15 protein-coding genes are annotated in these 14768 nt (G+C 64.9%); 12 read left to right on the top strand and 3 right to left on the bottom strand.

The annotated features are described in order from the left end of the window. The first annotated feature begins 123 nt into the window (after positions 1 to 123). Complete coding sequence (locus tag VFW93_RS05475; protein WP_329692979.1) at positions 124 to 1440, top strand: SGNH/GDSL hydrolase family protein; 1317 nt, start codon at positions 124 to 126, stop codon at positions 1438 to 1440. Here the strand turns inward: VFW93_RS05475 and dacB are convergent. After that, positions 1431 to 3071 carry a D-alanyl-D-alanine carboxypeptidase/D-alanyl-D-alanine endopeptidase gene (gene dacB, locus VFW93_RS05470; protein WP_329692978.1) on the bottom strand — a complete coding sequence of 547 codons (1641 nt, stop codon included), beginning with the start codon at positions 3069 to 3071 and terminating at the stop codon, positions 1431 to 1433. The genes VFW93_RS05475 and dacB overlap by 10 nt on opposite strands. 47 nt (positions 3072 to 3118) lie before the next feature. On the opposite strand from dacB, the gene tsaB reads away from it, so the two are divergent. The 3 genes from tsaB to VFW93_RS05455 are packed head-to-tail and all read left to right on the top strand — an operon-like array spanning position 3119 to position 5336. Further along, positions 3119 to 3919, top strand: coding sequence for a tRNA (adenosine(37)-N6)-threonylcarbamoyltransferase complex dimerization subunit type 1 TsaB (gene tsaB, locus VFW93_RS05465; RefSeq protein WP_329692977.1), 801 nt, complete (start codon positions 3119 to 3121; stop codon positions 3917 to 3919). A 24-nt stretch (positions 3920 to 3943) separates the two neighbouring features. Beyond that, positions 3944 to 4450, top strand: a complete 507-nt coding sequence (gene rimI, locus VFW93_RS05460; protein ID WP_329692976.1) for a ribosomal protein S18-alanine N-acetyltransferase — start codon at positions 3944 to 3946, stop codon at positions 4448 to 4450. Next, positions 4437 to 5336: a uracil-DNA glycosylase gene (locus VFW93_RS05455; RefSeq protein ID WP_329692975.1), complete on the top strand. Its 900-nt coding sequence runs from the start codon at positions 4437 to 4439 to the stop codon at positions 5334 to 5336. Before rimI ends, VFW93_RS05455 begins: the two co-directional genes overlap by 14 nt. A 30-nt stretch (positions 5337 to 5366) precedes the next feature. On the opposite strand, the gene VFW93_RS05450 is transcribed toward VFW93_RS05455, so the two are convergent. Both VFW93_RS05450 and hemB read right to left on the bottom strand, forming a co-directional pair. Continuing rightward, positions 5367 to 6641, bottom strand: a complete 1275-nt coding sequence (locus tag VFW93_RS05450; RefSeq protein ID WP_329692974.1) for a magnesium transporter CorA family protein — start codon at positions 6639 to 6641, stop codon at positions 5367 to 5369. 97 nt (positions 6642 to 6738) lie between these two features. Beyond that, positions 6739 to 7740, bottom strand: coding sequence for a porphobilinogen synthase (hemB, locus tag VFW93_RS05445; protein WP_329692973.1), 1002 nt, complete (start codon positions 7738 to 7740; stop codon positions 6739 to 6741). A gap of 288 nt (positions 7741 to 8028) precedes the next feature. Between hemB and VFW93_RS05440 the strand changes: the two genes are divergently transcribed. The 8 genes from VFW93_RS05440 to secD all read left to right on the top strand — a co-directional run bounded on the left by VFW93_RS05440 (position 8029) and on the right by secD (position 14759). Then, entirely contained in the window at positions 8029 to 8475 is a 447-nt protein-coding gene (locus tag VFW93_RS05440; RefSeq protein WP_329692972.1) for a CopD family protein, read from the top strand. 22 nt (positions 8476 to 8497) lie between these two features. Further along, on the top strand, positions 8498 to 9646 hold the full coding sequence (locus tag VFW93_RS05435) for a VanZ family protein (RefSeq protein ID WP_329692971.1): 1149 nt from the start codon (positions 8498 to 8500) through the stop codon (positions 9644 to 9646). Positions 9647 to 9664: 18 nt separating this feature from the next. Continuing rightward, the gene (locus VFW93_RS05430; protein WP_329692970.1) at positions 9665 to 9991 is read left to right on the top strand and encodes a (2Fe-2S) ferredoxin domain-containing protein; all 327 of its coding nucleotides are present in this window, start codon (positions 9665 to 9667) and stop codon (positions 9989 to 9991) included. Between the two features lie 5 nt (positions 9992 to 9996). Further along, positions 9997 to 10704 carry an alpha/beta hydrolase gene (locus VFW93_RS05425; RefSeq protein WP_329692969.1) on the top strand — a complete coding sequence of 236 codons (708 nt, stop codon included), beginning with the start codon at positions 9997 to 9999 and terminating at the stop codon, positions 10702 to 10704. A 75-nt stretch (positions 10705 to 10779) separates the two neighbouring features. Next, a complete protein-coding gene (locus tag VFW93_RS05420) occupies positions 10780 to 12030 on the top strand; it encodes a D-alanyl-D-alanine carboxypeptidase family protein (RefSeq protein ID WP_329692968.1) in 1251 nt (416 codons plus the stop codon). Positions 12031 to 12088: 58 nt separating this feature from the next. Further along, complete coding sequence (locus VFW93_RS05415; protein WP_329692967.1) at positions 12089 to 12391, top strand: HP0495 family protein; 303 nt, start codon at positions 12089 to 12091, stop codon at positions 12389 to 12391. Positions 12392 to 12539: 148 nt separating this feature from the next. Next, positions 12540 to 12863, top strand: a complete 324-nt coding sequence (gene yajC / locus VFW93_RS05410; protein WP_329692966.1) for a preprotein translocase subunit YajC — start codon at positions 12540 to 12542, stop codon at positions 12861 to 12863. A gap of 36 nt (positions 12864 to 12899) precedes the next feature. After that, positions 12900 to 14759: a protein translocase subunit SecD gene (secD, locus tag VFW93_RS05405; RefSeq protein WP_329692965.1), complete on the top strand. Its 1860-nt coding sequence runs from the start codon at positions 12900 to 12902 to the stop codon at positions 14757 to 14759. The last annotated feature ends 9 nt before the right edge of the window (positions 14760 to 14768 follow it).

Here is a 14768-nt window from a genome sequence, read left to right as displayed (position 1 = left end):
TGGAGGGGCTCCGCCGGATTGCCCATCTTTACGTGGCAGACTCTGGGCCTCCCCGCAGCGCCGTTATGCTCTGGGTTTGAGCGCAGTACCGTACGCCAAGACCGACCGTTAGACGGAGATTTCATGTTTCGCTTTGCCGCCGCCTCTTCCAAGCCTTCGACCCTGGCTCAGACCGTGATCCGTCTGGGTACCGTGGCAGCGGCCTGTTCTGCCCTGACCTGGTCACTGTCCGGCTGCGGCGGTGGCAGCCGCGCCAAGGAATACGTGCCTGAGAGCGTGGTGTCGTTCGGGGATGAGAACAGTGCGATGGAGGACTACACCAATCTGACGGATCCCAGCACGTCTACAGCGAAAAAGGTGCAGGGGCTGGTCTACACCGTGAATGCCGTGGTGAACAACCTGACGCTGAACCTGGTGACCTACTGTACCAACCAGACCCAGAACGCGCTTTGCAATAGCGCGGATGCATCCTCGACACCGTTGACAGGGACCATCACCAACTTCGACATGGGCTCGAACACGACCCATGGGTATTACTTTCAGTCTGAAAACACGGCAGCTGGTGGCAGCAATCTCGTGACGTTCATCGAACTGGGCACGGGGCAGGTTGATGGCGCTGCTGCGCAGGCGCTCAAGCGCACCTACAGCATGATCTACGCGTGCGCGACCAGCCGCCTGTGGAACCAGATCGTGGCGCACGGCTTTAACAAGGGCTTCAAGTCACAGTGTGAACTGGATTGGGATGGCGCCAATTCCTACGCGGCTCATGGTGACAAGGTCGCCGACATGGCCACCAAGATCTCGACTCACATGTCTGAGCTTCACGATGGCGTGTTGGTCACGATCATGATCGGCCAGAACGACATCAAGGAAATCTACGACCGTGTCCAGGGCACGGCCAGCCCGGCTTTGTCTGACAGTCAGGCTCTTCTGGAACTGGATGCCCGTGGCGCCACCGCTGCCAATCTCATCAAGACGGTGCTCGCCACCGGCGCGAAGGTGGTGCTGGCATTGACGCCTGATCTGGGACAGTCGCCTCTGGCGTCTGCGAATGGTCAGAATGCATCATTGCTGACCGCCTACACGGCCAGGTTCAACGACGCACTGAAATTTGGCATGGGCAACGTGGCTGCTCAGGACGGTCGTCACTTTGCCCTCGTGGAGTCGGATCTGTTCACCAACCCGATCACGCGCAGCGTCAGCTATGTCTACAACACGGCAGTGTGCGATATGGCCGCGACTTTCAAGAGGCCGGATGGCACATCGGTCTTGAACGCGGATGCGGACTACGCCAAGCGGCTCAAGTACTGCAATGGCAATACCCTGGTGACCAACGGCAACGTATCGACCTATATGTGGGCGGATGACATCCACTTCGCACCTGCCGGTCATGGCCTGATCGGCTCCCTGGCCGCGTCCCGCGTCGCCAATCAGTTCTGACCCAGCCGGTCCCGCATCGTCCAGGCCACCAGTGCCTCCATCGCGGGGCGTGCGGCGTCGGCCTGCGCATGGTTGATCACGGCCACCACCACGTAGCGGTGGCCTGACTCGCCTTCCACATAGCCGGCCAGCGCGGCCACCCCATCGAGCGATCCCGTCTTGAGGTGAGCGCGTCCGGCCACGCTTTGCAGGCGCCGTGCGGTGCCATCCGTACCGCTGATGGGCAGCGATGCGATGAACTCCGGCATCGTGGGGGCTGCCCACATGCCTTGCAGCCAGCGCCCCAGGCAGCGTGCCGAGCTGCGCTCAATTCGAGACAGACCCGAGCCGTTGTCCAGCGCCAGCGCGTCGCCTTCACAGGGTGAGCGGCCTGCGCCGTCTCGCGTGTTCAACAGCACTTGTTGCGTAACCGCCGCTCTGGCCTTGTCCAGCGTGGCCGGTTGGCCGCCTTGCTGCGCGCCCAGGGTGAGAAACAGCTGCCTGGCCATCACGTTGTTGCTGAACTTGTTGATGTCCCGCACCACCTGGCCCAGCGGTGGCGACACCCAGCTTTGCCAGACCGGGGCCGTATCCGCGCCTTGGGCAGGCCAGTTGCCAGGCAGGATGTCGCCGCCCAGCTTGCCGCCAGCGCGCTTCCAGGTGGCGCTCAGCAGGCGCGCGGTGTAGTCGCCAGGGCCATCGCCTTGCCACAGCACAGGCCAGTCCTTCATGCCGCAGGCCGCAGGGTAGGGGCCGCTCACGGTCAGGGTCCAGGGACGCAGGCCGTGCTGCTTCCAGCCGGCTGCGGGCTTCATGTTCAGGGCGAGGCCTTCGCGCCAGTCTCCGCAGGCGCCGGAGGCTTGCAGGCGCACACGGGGATCCAGCCGCACTTCATCCAGCTCGGGCTCCATGCTCACGCGGAGCTGGCCTGGTCGTGCCGCGTCAGGCATGAAGCGCAGGGTGACGGCCTGGTGGTTGAGCAGCAGGGCATCCGGCCCCGCGTTGTAAGGCTTGAGCACCTGCCCGTCAAAGGCGGCGGGGTCATGGGCCGGGATGTCAAAGGCCTGGCGGTCGATCAGGATGTCGCCTCGGATGTCCTTGAGGCCGGCGGCGCGCCAGCGTGCCATCATCAGCTGAACATGTTCCAGTACGAGGCTGGGGTCGCCGCTGCCGCGCAGGTAAAGCGGGCCGTCCAGCTTGCCGCTGGGTTTGAGGGGGCCGCCCAGTGCCACATCGGTGCGCCACACAAAGGCCGGGCCCAGCGTGTTCAGCGCGGCGCCGGTGGTGAACAGCTTCATCACCGAGGCCATCTGGCGCACGGTCTGTGTTTCGTGCTCCAGGCGAGCGGGGGCTGCACCCTCGACGGGCGCCACCAGCATGGAGACCGCCTCGGGCGGTACATTGGCGGCCTGCAGTGCCGCTACAACCGAGTTGGGCAAAGCGGCCTGAGCGGCGCAGGCCAGGGTGGCGCCGAGTGTGCTCAGCGTGAGTCTCAGGGCCCCCTTGACGCGGCCACCTTGGCCGCTGCGTCGGCTGCCTTTGCCAATGTGGCCGGTACCCTGCGTGCCTGCCCGACTGGCCAGATGGGCGTCATGGAGAACAGGAAGTGCGCTGAGGGTGCGGCGGCGCTGTGCGGTCGGATGGCGGTGCATGGCTCGATCATAGAAGCCCGCGCAGCCCACTCTGTACACTTCAGGCCATGTCTTCGTCTGATTCTGCCGTGCCGGTTCTGCTGGCACTCGATACCGCCACCGACCGCATCCACGCCGCGCTCAGCGTGGGTGGCCAGGTGCATGCCCTGGATCTGCCCGGGGGCGCGCAGGCCTCTGCCAGCCTGTTGCCGGCGCTCAATGGCTTGCTGGCCGAGGCGGGCCGTGTCTGGGCGGACGTGGACGCCATCGCCTTCGGTCGTGGCCCGGGTGCTTTCACCGGCTTGCGCACGGCCTGTTCGGTCACGCAGGGGCTGGCGCTGGCGCTGAACAAACCCGTGATCGCCCTGGACACCCTGATGGCCGTGGCGGAACACGCCCGGCTGGGCTCTCCCGCCTCCTGGGCTGAGGGCGACATCCTGTGGGTCTTGCAGGATGCCCGCATGGACGAACTCTATGTGGCCGCCTACCGCTGGGATGGCCATGAATGGCAACAGCATCAGGCTCCGGCCTTGTGGGCACTTTCCGAGCCAGCCAGTCGTTGGGCCACCCTGGGTGGGCAGCAGGTGCCCCTGCGCTGGGCGGGCAATGCCTTGAAGGCCTACCCTGAGCAGTTGTCGGTGCTCGGTGAGCTGTCTGCGGCCCCTGCCGCGGGTGTGGCCTCGGCGGCCGATCCAGCCGTACCGGGTGGGGCCGCCCTGGCCGCCCTGGCGCAGCGAGCCTGGCAGCGTGGTCAGACGCTGGATGCCGCCCTGGCGCTGCCCCTGTATGTGCGCGACAAGGTGGCTCAGACCACGGCCGAGCGGGTGGCGGTGAAAGCCGCCATTTCCGGGGCCATTTCCGGGGCATGATCCTGCCCTCGCACTTTTTTTGCCATGCCCACCTTGCAGACCCGTTTCGTTGACCGCCCCATGACCGAGGCCGATATCCCGGCCGTGATGGCCATGGAGCGTGAGGCCTGCCTGCATCCCGTGCACGCCTGGAGCGACGACAACTACCGCTCGTCCATGCGGGCAGGGTATTGGGTGCGTGTGCGCTGCGAAGCCGACAGCGGCCGCGTGGTGGCCGTGTGCGTGGCCATGGACGGGGTGGACGAGGTGCACCTGCTCAATATCGCCGTGGCCCGCGAACTGCACGGCCAGGGGCTGGCGCGCAGCATCCTGGCGGTGCTGTACGACCGCTGTCGCCAGCGTCAGGCACCCCTGCTGTGGCTGGAGGTGCGCCCCAGCAACGAGCCCGCTCGCGCCCTGTATCGCCGCGAGGGGTTCATGGAAGTCGGCGTGCGCAAGAACTACTACCCCGCCGCGCAAGGCCGCGAAGACGCGCTGGTCATGAAGCGCGACATCGACATGCACAACGGAGTCAGCCATGCGCTGGACTGACACCCAGCGCGCCATGCTGCGCGAAATGGGCATCCCGCCGTTCTGGCCGGAGGAAGCCGCACCTGCGGACGAGGCTGCACAAACGCCCGCCCCCATGCCCGCCAAGGCCGAGGCGCCTGCTCAAGGCCCGTTCGTGCAAGCGGGCGCCGCCGTGTCGGCACAGTTGCCTTCCGCCGGGGCGACAGGCGCCGCATCATCAGCGCCCCCCGCGTCGTCGGCCACGAGTGCCCGCCCAGCCACGCCACGTTCGCCCGCCGCACCAACTGCCAAGCCCGTCGATGTGCCCTTGGGGCCTCGCCCTGTGGGCGTCGAGACGATGGACTGGCCCGCCTTGCGCGAAGCCGTGGCGTCCTGCCAGGCTTGCAGCCTGTGCCAGAGCCGCACGCAACCGGTCTTTGGCGTGGGCCACGAACAGGCGCAATGGATGATCGTGGGCGAAGCCCCGGGCGAGCAGGAAGACAAGCAAGGCGAGCCCTTTGTGGGCCGCGCCGGTCAGTTGCTCGACCGCATGCTGGCCGCGCTGGCCTTGACCCGTTCCGAAGCCGATGCCACCCAGCAGGTTTTCATCGCCAACGTGTTGAAGTGCCGCCCGCCTGCCAACCGCAATCCGCAACCGCAGGAGGTCGCGCAGTGCGAGCCTTTCCTGACGCGGCAGATCGAACTGGTCAAGCCCAAGGTGATCCTGGCCATGGGGCGCTTTGCCGTGCAGTCCCTGCTCAAATCCAGCGAGCCCATCGGCAAGCTGCGCGGCAAGGTGCACGAGGTGGCCGGCGTGCCGGTGATCGTCACCTACCACCCGGCCTATCTGCTGCGCAGCCCTGCTGACAAGGCCCTGGCCTGGGACGACCTGTGTCTGGCCCGTGAGGTGATGCGCAGCCGGGGATGACCTGGCGCGCAAGTGGCGGGCCGGGGCCTGTCAATCACCCAGATAACGCTGGCGTCTGAACCACCACACCAGCCCGATGACCACCATGGTCATGAGCCCCAGCGCCACCCAGAAGCCCACATGAGAGTGGATCAGCGGCAAGCCGTCGAAGTTCATGCCGAAGACACCCGTGATCAGGTTCAGCGGCAGGAAGACGGCCGTCAGCACCGTCAGCGTGCGCATGATGTCGTTGGTGCGGCTGCCCTGAGCCGAGAAGTGCATCTGCACGGCGCTCTCTGCCGAGCTTTCCAGCCTGCGCACGTGCCCCAGCACCCGCTCGATGTGTTCCTGCACATCACGGGAACGCACGCGCAGCAGTTCGCGTTCGCGTGCCGCCTGTGCTTCGGATGGCATGGGCCATTCTTCCAGGGCGTCGATCCATTCCTGCACGGCGCTGCGCTGGTCTTCGCAGGTGTCTTCCAGCATGTGCAGGGTGTTGCGCGAGTCCAGCAGCGCCTGCCAGTTGGTGAACTGGTTGCGGTTGCTCAGCAGCTCCTGCTGCAGGTAGCCGAACTGTTTGGTCAGCAGCCGGCGCAGATCCAGGTAGCTGTCCACCATGTGGTTGACGATGCGCAGCATCAGGTCGGCCGGGTTGGGCGGCAGGCGCGATGTGCTGCCCCGGCCTTCGTGGCGCATGCCGGGCGCACCGTCCATGCCGGGCTCGTGCGCAGATGAGGGCGGCAGGGCGTTGTCATCTGTCTGGGCGTCATCATGGGTGCGGACGGCCTGCGCGGTCTCGCTGGCATAGCTGGGCCCTTGTGCCAATGCGGCCACGTCATGCAGATCCTGCTGGCGTTGATCATGCCGGGGCGCGTGCGGAATCATCTGGCTCAGGCGGGCCTCGAAGAAGTCGCGCACCGAGCAGTCCGCAGGGTGCACGGTCAGCAGCACGCGGTCGAACAGGGCAAAGCCCACGGGGCTGGTGTCGATGGCCGCCATGGCCTGCCGGGCACTGGAGGCCGTGCCGCGGTCTTCATCCAGGAAGAGTCGCTCGGTGCCATGGCCGGCGGCCAGGCGGCGAAACACCAGCAGGTCGTACCAGGAGGTGTAGTCGTACTGAGAGGGCAGTTGGGGGTTGAGCAGGTCGGCGATGTGCAGGTCAACCAGCGTGCCACCCGCCAGTCGGTGCAGGTGCTGTTGCACCTGAGGCAGCTGGACCTCGAACACGCGCCGGCTGGTCGTGACCCACAGGAAGCCCTGCGCAGGCAAGGCCTTGGGCCATTCGGGCAGTTCGATGAAGTTGTCGTTGATCAGGAAAAAGCGCACTACAGGCTCCCGGGGCTCCAGCCGAGAGCTTATGCGATTTGGTCGGGCGCGCCCTCGATTGGTGCGCCTGTTTGCGTCTGACCGTGGCCGATGGCGATCAGCCGCGCAGCTTTTCTGCTGCGTCCAGGGCGAAATAGGTCAGCACGCCATCGGCGCCGGCACGCTTGAAGGCCAGCAGCGACTCCATCATCGTGGCGTCGTGGTCCAGCCAGCCGTTCTGGGCGGCGGCCTTGATCATGGCGTACTCGCCGCTGACCTGGTAGGCGAAGGTGGGCACGCGGAATTCATCTTTCACGCGGCGCACGATGTCCAGGTAAGGCATGCCGGGCTTGACCATGACCATGTCCGCCCCCTCGGCGATGTCCAGGGCCACTTCGCGCAAGGCCTCGTCGCTATTGGCCGGGTCCATCTGGTAGACCTTCTTGTTGCTCTTGCCCAGGTTGGCTGCCGAGCCCACGGCATCGCGGAAGGGGCCGTAGAAGGCGCTGGCGTACTTGGCGCTGTAGGCCATGATGCGGGTGTAAATCAGGCCTTGCGATTCCAGCGCGCTGCGGATGGCACCGATGCGGCCGTCCATCATGTCGCTGGGGGCGACGATGTCCACCCCGGCTTCGGCCTGCACCAGGGCCTGACGGGTCAGTACGGCCACGGTTTCATCGTTGAGGATGTAGCCGGTGTCATCCAGCAGACCGTCCTGGCCGTGCGTGGTGAAGGGGTCGAGCGCCACATCGGTCATCACGCCCAGTTCAGGAAAGCGTTTTTTCAGTTCGCGCACGGTGCGGGGCACCAGGCCTTCCGGGTTCAGGGCCTCCTGGCCATCGGGGGTCTTCAGGCTGGCGTCGATCACGGGGAACAAGGCCAGCACGGGCACGCCCAGTTCGAGGCAGCGCTCGGCGGCGGCAAACAAGGGGCCACGACCCAGGCGCGACACCCCCGGCATGGAGGAGACGGCCTGGCTGCCGTCGTCCTGGTCCAACACGAACACGGGGTAGATCAGATCCGCAGATGTGAGCGCATGCTCACGCACCAGCCTGCGCGAAAACTCGTCCTTGCGCAAACGACGAGGGCGGTGGTGCGGGAAGTGCTGCGAAAAAGTCATTTCTGTCCAACGTTAAAAATCTGTGAAGGAATGCAAAGCGCGCAAAAAAACACCATTAAAAATGGCTTTTCCGGACATGGGCTAGAGACATGCCGCTTGATCCCATCTATAATCGATCCTGAATGATACGCCGCAAGGCCTTCATTCCCTGCTTTTCCTCCCTGAGCAGGTGCCTTACCGTGATGACAGCGTTAAGGCTTGAAAGCCCCGGCCTGTGCCGGGGCTCTTTTTTTTCCAGAGTTGGCTTTTCGGGGGCTTCCTGCCCTCGCTGCTGTTCATAATTCCGCCATGAGCAACGCCTATCTCTGGGTCAAGGCCCTGCACATCATCTTCGTGGCCAGTTGGTTCGCCGGGCTGTTCTACCTGCCCAGGCTGTTCGTCAATCTGGCCATGGTGCCCTCCGACAGTCATGCCGAACGAGAGCGCCTGCTGCTCATGGCACGCAAGCTATACCGCTTCAGCAACATGCTGATGACGCTGGCGCTGACTTTTGGTCTGCTGCTCTGGCTTTACTTTGGCATGGGCAAGGGGCCGGGGCAAATCTGGCTGCACCTGAAGTTGATCCTCGTCATAGGTGTGGTGGGTTATCACCATGTCTGTCGCAAGCTCTTGCGTGAATTCGAGGCGCTGAGCAACCGCCGCAGCCACAAGTGGTTCCGGGTTTTCAACGAGGTGTCGGTGTTGCTGTTTGCGGCCATCGTCTTCCTGGTGGTGCTCAAGCCGACCATCGGTTGAGCGGCCGCGGATTCCTCGTCCGATGTCCTTGCACCGCAGTTCCGCATGGCCGCTGACGTGGGTGGCTGTGGCCCTCATCGTCTATGCCACGCTCCATCCCTGGAGCGGGTGGCACTGGCCTGATGGGCAGGTGTTCCGCTGGACCTTGCCCAGGCTGGGCTTCGAGGTGGCCAACGATCTGGTGGCCAACATCCTGGGTTACCTGCCGTTCGGGCTGATTCTGTGCGTGGCCCATCTGCGCAGCGGGCGTGGCCCCATGGTGGCGGCGCTGGTGACGGTGCTGACCGGCGCCATGCTGTCGTACACCCTGGAACTGATCCAGTACACCATCCCGACTCGCGTCCCGTCCATCACCGACTGGATCCTCAATACCCTGGGGACGGCCTGGGGGGCGCTGGCCGCCTTGACGATCCATGCCTTGGGCCTCGTCGACATGTGGCACCGCTTGCGCGAGCGGTGGTTCATCCCGCAAGCCGGACATGGTCTGGCGCTGTTGTGGATGTGGCCGCTCGGGCTCTTGTTTCCGCCGCCCTTGCCACTGGGGGAAGGGCAGTTGCTGCCGCGCGTGCGTGTCTTGCTGATGGAGGCCACGCGTGACACGCCCTTGCAGGCCTGGATCCTGCCCGCCGACCCTTTGACCATGTGGTCGTCCTTCCATGTGTCCGTGGCAACGTCGAGTTGGGCGCCCGTGATCGAGTCCCTGACCACCACTGCCGGCTTGCTGGCCCCCATGTGCGTGGCCTGCGCTGTGGCGCGCCCCCGTTCCTTGCGGGTCATTTTGTTGACCATGCTGGTCTCGCTGGCCATTGGGGCCACGGCCCTGTCGACCGCCCTGAATTTCGGCCCGGTCCATGCCTTCACCTGGCTGACGATGCCAGCCGTGGTCGGGATGTTGCTGGGCGCGTTTGGCGGGGTGTTTCTGGTCGATCGCAGTCGCACGACTTGCGCGGTGCTGGGCGTGCTGGTTGTGCTTTTCTTGATCGGGCTCATCCATTTGGCGCCGCTCGATCCTTACTATGCGCAAACGCTCCAGGCATGGGAGAACGGGCGCTTCATCCGTTTCCATGGCTTGTCGCGCTGGTTTGGCATCCTGTGGCCCTATGTGGCCCTGGCCTGGCTGATCGGTCGACTGTGGGGGCGGGAAACCCTCGCGTCTGCGCAGCAGAGGTGAACTTTCTAGAATGCGGACATGAGTTATTACCAGCGCCACATCTTCTTCTGCCTGAATCAACGCATCAATGGCGAGGCCTGCTGCGCCGACCATGCGGCCAAGGAAGGCTTCGATCACTGCAAGCGCCGCATCGCCGACGCTGGTGAGAACGGGCCGGGCAAGGTGCGTGTCAACAAGGCCGGCTGCCTGGACCGCTGTGCGGGTGGCCCCGTAGCCGTGGTCTATCCGGAAGGCACTTGGTACACCTTTGTCGACAAGGCTGACATCGATGAGATCGTGGACCGTCACCTCATCAAGGGTGAGGTTGTCGAGCGCCTGGTCCTGCCGCCAGACGTGGGGCGCTGAGCATCATGCTGGGACGCCCCGCCTCCAGCACCATCGACGGGCCTGCCGGCCTGCTCGAAGTGGTGGTTGAAGACCCCGCGCACATGCCACCCCTGGGCCTGGCCGTGATTGCCCATCCGCATCCCTTGATGGGCGGCACAATGGACAACAAGGTGGTGCACACCCTGGTGCGCGCCTTTGTGCTGGCGGGCTGGCGGGCGGTGCGATTCAATTTTCGTGGCGTCGGGCAGTCCGAATCCAACTGGGACGAGGGGCGTGGCGAGTCGGTCGACATGATGGCCGTGCTCGGGCACTTCCAGAGCGATCCGGCCCTGCGCGGCCTGCCCGTGGCGCTGGCCGGTTTTTCGTTTGGCGGCTATGTGGCTGCCCAGGTCTACGCCCGCCTGGCCCAGGCAGCGGCCAACCAGCCGGCCATTCAGGTGCCAGCCCAACTGGTGCTGATCAGCCCGGCCGTGTCTCGCTTCGACGTGCCGCATGTGCCGCCGCAAACCCTGGTGGTCGAAGGCGAGCAGGATGACGTCGTGCCCCTGAGCAGCGTGCTGGAGTGGGCGCGGCCGCAGGCGCTGCCTGTGACCGTCGTGCCGGGGACGGGGCATTTCTATCACGGGCAGTTGTCGCGCCTGCGCGAGATCGTGTTGCGGCACTTGCTGGCCGATGCGGCCTTTCGTGCACAGGGCGGGGCCCAGGCGGCAGGCGCTTCCGGGAACGAGTAAGCTCGCGGTTTTTCCAGCCGTCCGTGCCCGCCCGGGTCGCCTTGTATTTGGCTCCGGCGGCACCATATCGCCTCCATGACTCCTGTCCTGATGTCTCGCCGGTTGACGCTGGCCGTATCGATGCTGGCGCTTGTCGGCGGTTTGTCGTCGGGCGCGCAGTCTGCGCAGGCCACCGATGCCCGCGCGCCCGTGGCCGTGGCGGCGCCCGTGGTCGGCTTTTTTGCCGAGCCTGCCGCAGCCATGCCCTTGCCGCCGGAAGTGGCGGCCCGCGCCTTCATCCTGCAGGACATGGGCAGCCGCCAGACCCTGGCTGCACGCAATGCCGATGTCGCCGTCGAGCCGGCTTCCATGACCAAGCTGATGACCGCCTACATGGTTTTGCAGGCGGTGCAGGAGGGCAAGCTGCGCCTGGACCAGCCTCTGGTGATCTCCGATCGCGCCTGGCGTACCGGGATGACAGGGGCATCGCGCTCCTTCCTGGAGGTGGGCAGCAAGGTCCGCGTCGATGAGTTGCTCAAGGGCATGCTGGTTCAGAACGGCAACGATGCCGCCGTGGCCCTGGCCGAAGGCGTGGCGGGATCGGTGGATGCCTTTGTCGGCATGATGAACCGGCAGGCCCAGGTCATGGGCTTGAAGGCGACGCACTTCCTCAACCCGGAGGGCTTGAGTGCCCGTGGGCATGTCAGCACGGCCAGGGAGTTGTCCCTCATCGCCGCGCGGCTGATGACGGATTTCCCCCAGGTCATGGGCTACGTCAGCCTCAAGGAATACAGCCACAACGGCTATCGCCAGGTCAGCCGCAATCTGCTGCTGTTTCGGGATCCTTCTGTGGATGGCCTGATGACGGGCTACACCGAGGCCGCGGGCTATGGCCTCATCGCCACCGCCCGCCGCACCCTGCAGGGCAGCGAGCGGCGTTTGCTGAGCGTGGTGGTGGGGGCGGTGTCGCCTGAAGCGCGTGCCAATGAAAGCCAGAAGCTGCTCAACTGGGGCTACAGCGCCTTTGATGTCGTCAAGCTGTTCGACGCCAACCAGAGTGTGACCACGGCCCAGGTATGGAAGGGGCAAGCCTCTTCAGTGCGCCTGGGCCGCCCGACGCCGCTGCTGGTCGTGGTGCCGCGCGGTCAGGCTGGCGCCATCCAGACCAGCCTGACGCGTAAGGACCCCTTGCTCGCGCCGCTGACGCAAGGGCAGCCGGTGGGCATGCTCACGATCAAGGTGGGCACGCAGACCTGGCAGACCGTGCCCCTGCAGACGCTCGAAGCCGTGCCCAGTGCGGGCTGGCTGGGGCGCGCCTGGGATGCCATCCGTCTGGGTATCAAGTAAGCTCGCAACCGTTTTTGCTTCCGGTCACTACCGGAGTCCGTAGAAGAAGGAGGCCGACATGAGTCAGCCAGATCACACCCCCGCCAACTCGCACATCCCCCCCGAGCAGTCGCTCATCGAGTACCCTTGCGCCTTTCCTATCAAGGTGATGGGGGCGCACCACGAGACCTTCGTGGAGGCGGTGGTGGCCATCGTGGTGGAGCATGACCCTGTCTTTGACGCGGCCACCATTCAGCGTCGCCCCAGCAGCAGCGGCAATTACCTGGGCCTGACCATCACGGTCACCGCCACCAGCCGCACCCAGCTGGACAATATCTACCGTGGCCTGACCTCCCACCCGATGGTCAAGTACGTGCTGTAAAGGTCGGCTGTGCCGCCGCTGTAACGGCTGGCGGTAAGCCCCCGGGCGGGATGTCACGCCTGCCGCATACAATCGATTGGTTTTGGCCGGCGCGCCTGTCGCTTTTGTTGAGCGAGGTGCCTCGGCCCTTTGTTTGAAGGAACTTGCCGTGTTTATTTCCGAAGCCTATGCCCAGGCCGCCGCTCCCGCCGCTGGTGCCCAGGGTGGTTTGATGAGTTTTCTGCCGCTGGTGCTCATGTTCGTGGTCCTGTACTTCGTCATGATCCGCCCGCAGATGAAGCGCCAGAAAGAAACCAAAGCCATGCTCGATGCGCTGGCCAAGGGCGATGAAGTGGTCACCCAGGGTGGCGTGATCGGCAAGGTCACCAAGCTGGGCGAAACCTTTGTCAGCGTGGAAGTGGCCAATGGCGTCGAACTGCAACTGCAGCGCGTGGCCATTGTTCAGGTTCTGCCCAAGGGCACCTACAAATAAGAACACAGCGCGAGCTGGCTGTCAGTCGAGGATTTCATGAACCGCTATTCCTGGTGGAAGTACCTGATCATTGCCGTGGCCCTGTTCATCGGCCTGATCTACACCTTGCCCAACTTCTTCGGCGAGGCGCCGGCCGTGCAGCTGTCCAGCGGCAAGGCCACGCTCAAGCTCAATGCCGAGTCGGTGGCCAAGGTGGAAGCAGCCCTCAAGGCTGGCGGTCTCACGGCTGACTTCGTCGAGTTCGACGGCAGCTCGGTGCGTGCCCGTTTCAAGGACACCGACACCCAGCTCAAGGCCCGCGACATCATCACGCGCGCGTTCAACCCGGACGCGACCGATCCGCATTACATCGTGGCGCTGAACCTGCTGTCGCGCTCGCCCACGTGGCTGCGTGCCATGCATGCACAGCCCATGTACCTGGGCCTGGACTTGCGCGGTGGCGTGCACTTCCTGATGCAGGTCGACATGAAGGCCGCGCTGACGCAGAAGCTGGAAAGCCTCAGTGGCGACATGCGCAGCCTGCTGCGCGACAAGGACATCCGTCACAGCGGCATCCGTCGTGACGGCCAGTCCGTGATCGTGCGTTTCCGTGACGATGCCGGTCGCAAGGCGGCGCGTCCCGTGCTGAACGACGGTCTGCCCGATCTGGTCTGGGCCGATGGCACGGATGAATCCGGCGACGTCACCCTGGTCGGCACGCTCAACCCCAAGTCCGAGCGGGGCATCCAGGAACAGGCGCTCAAGCAGAACATCACCACGCTGCACAACCGGATCAATGAACTCGGCGTGGCCGAGCCTGTGATCCAGCAGCAAGGCCTGGACCGTGTGGTCGTGCAGTTGCCTGGTGTGCAGGATACGGCCAAGGCCAAGGACATCATCGGCCGTACCGCCACGCTGGAAGTGCGCATGGTGGACGACAGCACCGAGGCGCAAGCCGCCCTGACGGGTGCAGGCGCCGTGCCATTCGGTGACGAGCGCTATATGGAGCGCGGTGGCGTGCCTGTCATCGTCAAGCGTCAGGTCATCCTGACTGGCGACAACCTGACCGATGCCCAGGCCGGTTTCGACGAGAACCACGAAGCCGCCGTGCACCTGACGCTGGACGCCCGTGGTGCCCGCATCTTCCGTGACATCACCCGTGAGAACGTCGGCAAGCGCATGGCCATCCTGCTGTTCGAAAAGGGCAAGGGAGAGGTCGTGACCGCGCCGGTGATCCGTGGTGAAATCGGTGGTGGCCGCGTGCAGATCTCCGGTCGCATGAGCACCGAAGAGGCCAACGACACCGCGCTGCTGCTGCGCGCCGGTTCGCTGGCCGCCCCGATGGAAATCATCGAAGAGCGCACCGTGGGCCCCAGCCTGGGTGCCGAAAACATCGCTCAGGGCTTCAACAGCCTGATCTATGGTTTTGCAGCGATCGCGGTGTTCATGGTCTGCTACTACATGCTGTTTGGCGTGTTCTCGACCATCGCCTTGTCGGTCAACCTGCTGTTGCTGGTGGCTGTGCTGTCGATGCTGCAAGCCACGCTGACGCTGCCTGGTATCGCCGCCATCGCGCTGACACTGGGTATGGCCATCGACTCCAACGTGCTGATCAACGAGCGGGTGCGCGAAGAGTTGCGCAATGGCTCGGCGCCGCAGTCCGCGATTGCCGCCGGCTACGAGCATGCCTGGGCCACGATCCTGGACTCCAACGTGACCACGCTGATCGCCGGTCTGTCGCTGCTGGCCTTTGGCTCAGGCCCGGTCAAGGGCTTTGCGGTGGTGCATTGCCTGGGCATCCTCACCTCCATGTTCTCCGCCGTGTTCTTCTCGCGCGGCCTGGTCAACCTCTGGTATGGCCGTCAGAAGAAGCTCAAGAGCGTGTCCATCGGGCAGGTCTGGAAAGCTCAGGAATAAAAGGGAGTA

The sequence above is a fragment of the Aquabacterium sp. genome, from assembly GCF_036279675.1.
Taxonomy (GTDB): domain Bacteria; phylum Pseudomonadota; class Gammaproteobacteria; order Burkholderiales; family Burkholderiaceae_C; genus Aquabacterium.
Note: the sequence above shows the minus strand (reverse complement) of the source record. Positions and strands in the feature narration are given on the sequence as shown.

Coding starts and splice junctions, on each gene's coding strand:
- dacB (WP_329692978.1), bottom strand. CDS start 3,071: ATGCACCGCCATCCGACCGCACAGCGCCGCCGCACCCTCAGCGCACTT.
- rimI (WP_329692976.1), top strand. CDS start 3,944: ATGCCCACCTTGCAGACCCGTTTCGTTGACCGCCCCATGACCGAGGCC.
- VFW93_RS05420 (WP_329692968.1), top strand. CDS start 10,780: ATGACTCCTGTCCTGATGTCTCGCCGGTTGACGCTGGCCGTATCGATG.
- hemB (WP_329692973.1), bottom strand. CDS start 7,740: ATGACTTTTTCGCAGCACTTCCCGCACCACCGCCCTCGTCGTTTGCGC.
- secD (WP_329692965.1), top strand. CDS start 12,900: ATGAACCGCTATTCCTGGTGGAAGTACCTGATCATTGCCGTGGCCCTG.
- VFW93_RS05425 (WP_329692969.1), top strand. CDS start 9,997: ATGCTGGGACGCCCCGCCTCCAGCACCATCGACGGGCCTGCCGGCCTG.
- VFW93_RS05415 (WP_329692967.1), top strand. CDS start 12,089: ATGAGTCAGCCAGATCACACCCCCGCCAACTCGCACATCCCCCCCGAG.
- VFW93_RS05475 (WP_329692979.1), top strand. CDS start 124: ATGTTTCGCTTTGCCGCCGCCTCTTCCAAGCCTTCGACCCTGGCTCAG.
- VFW93_RS05435 (WP_329692971.1), top strand. CDS start 8,498: ATGTCCTTGCACCGCAGTTCCGCATGGCCGCTGACGTGGGTGGCTGTG.
- VFW93_RS05440 (WP_329692972.1), top strand. CDS start 8,029: ATGAGCAACGCCTATCTCTGGGTCAAGGCCCTGCACATCATCTTCGTG.
- VFW93_RS05430 (WP_329692970.1), top strand. CDS start 9,665: ATGAGTTATTACCAGCGCCACATCTTCTTCTGCCTGAATCAACGCATC.
- VFW93_RS05455 (WP_329692975.1), top strand. CDS start 4,437: ATGCGCTGGACTGACACCCAGCGCGCCATGCTGCGCGAAATGGGCATC.
- tsaB (WP_329692977.1), top strand. CDS start 3,119: ATGTCTTCGTCTGATTCTGCCGTGCCGGTTCTGCTGGCACTCGATACC.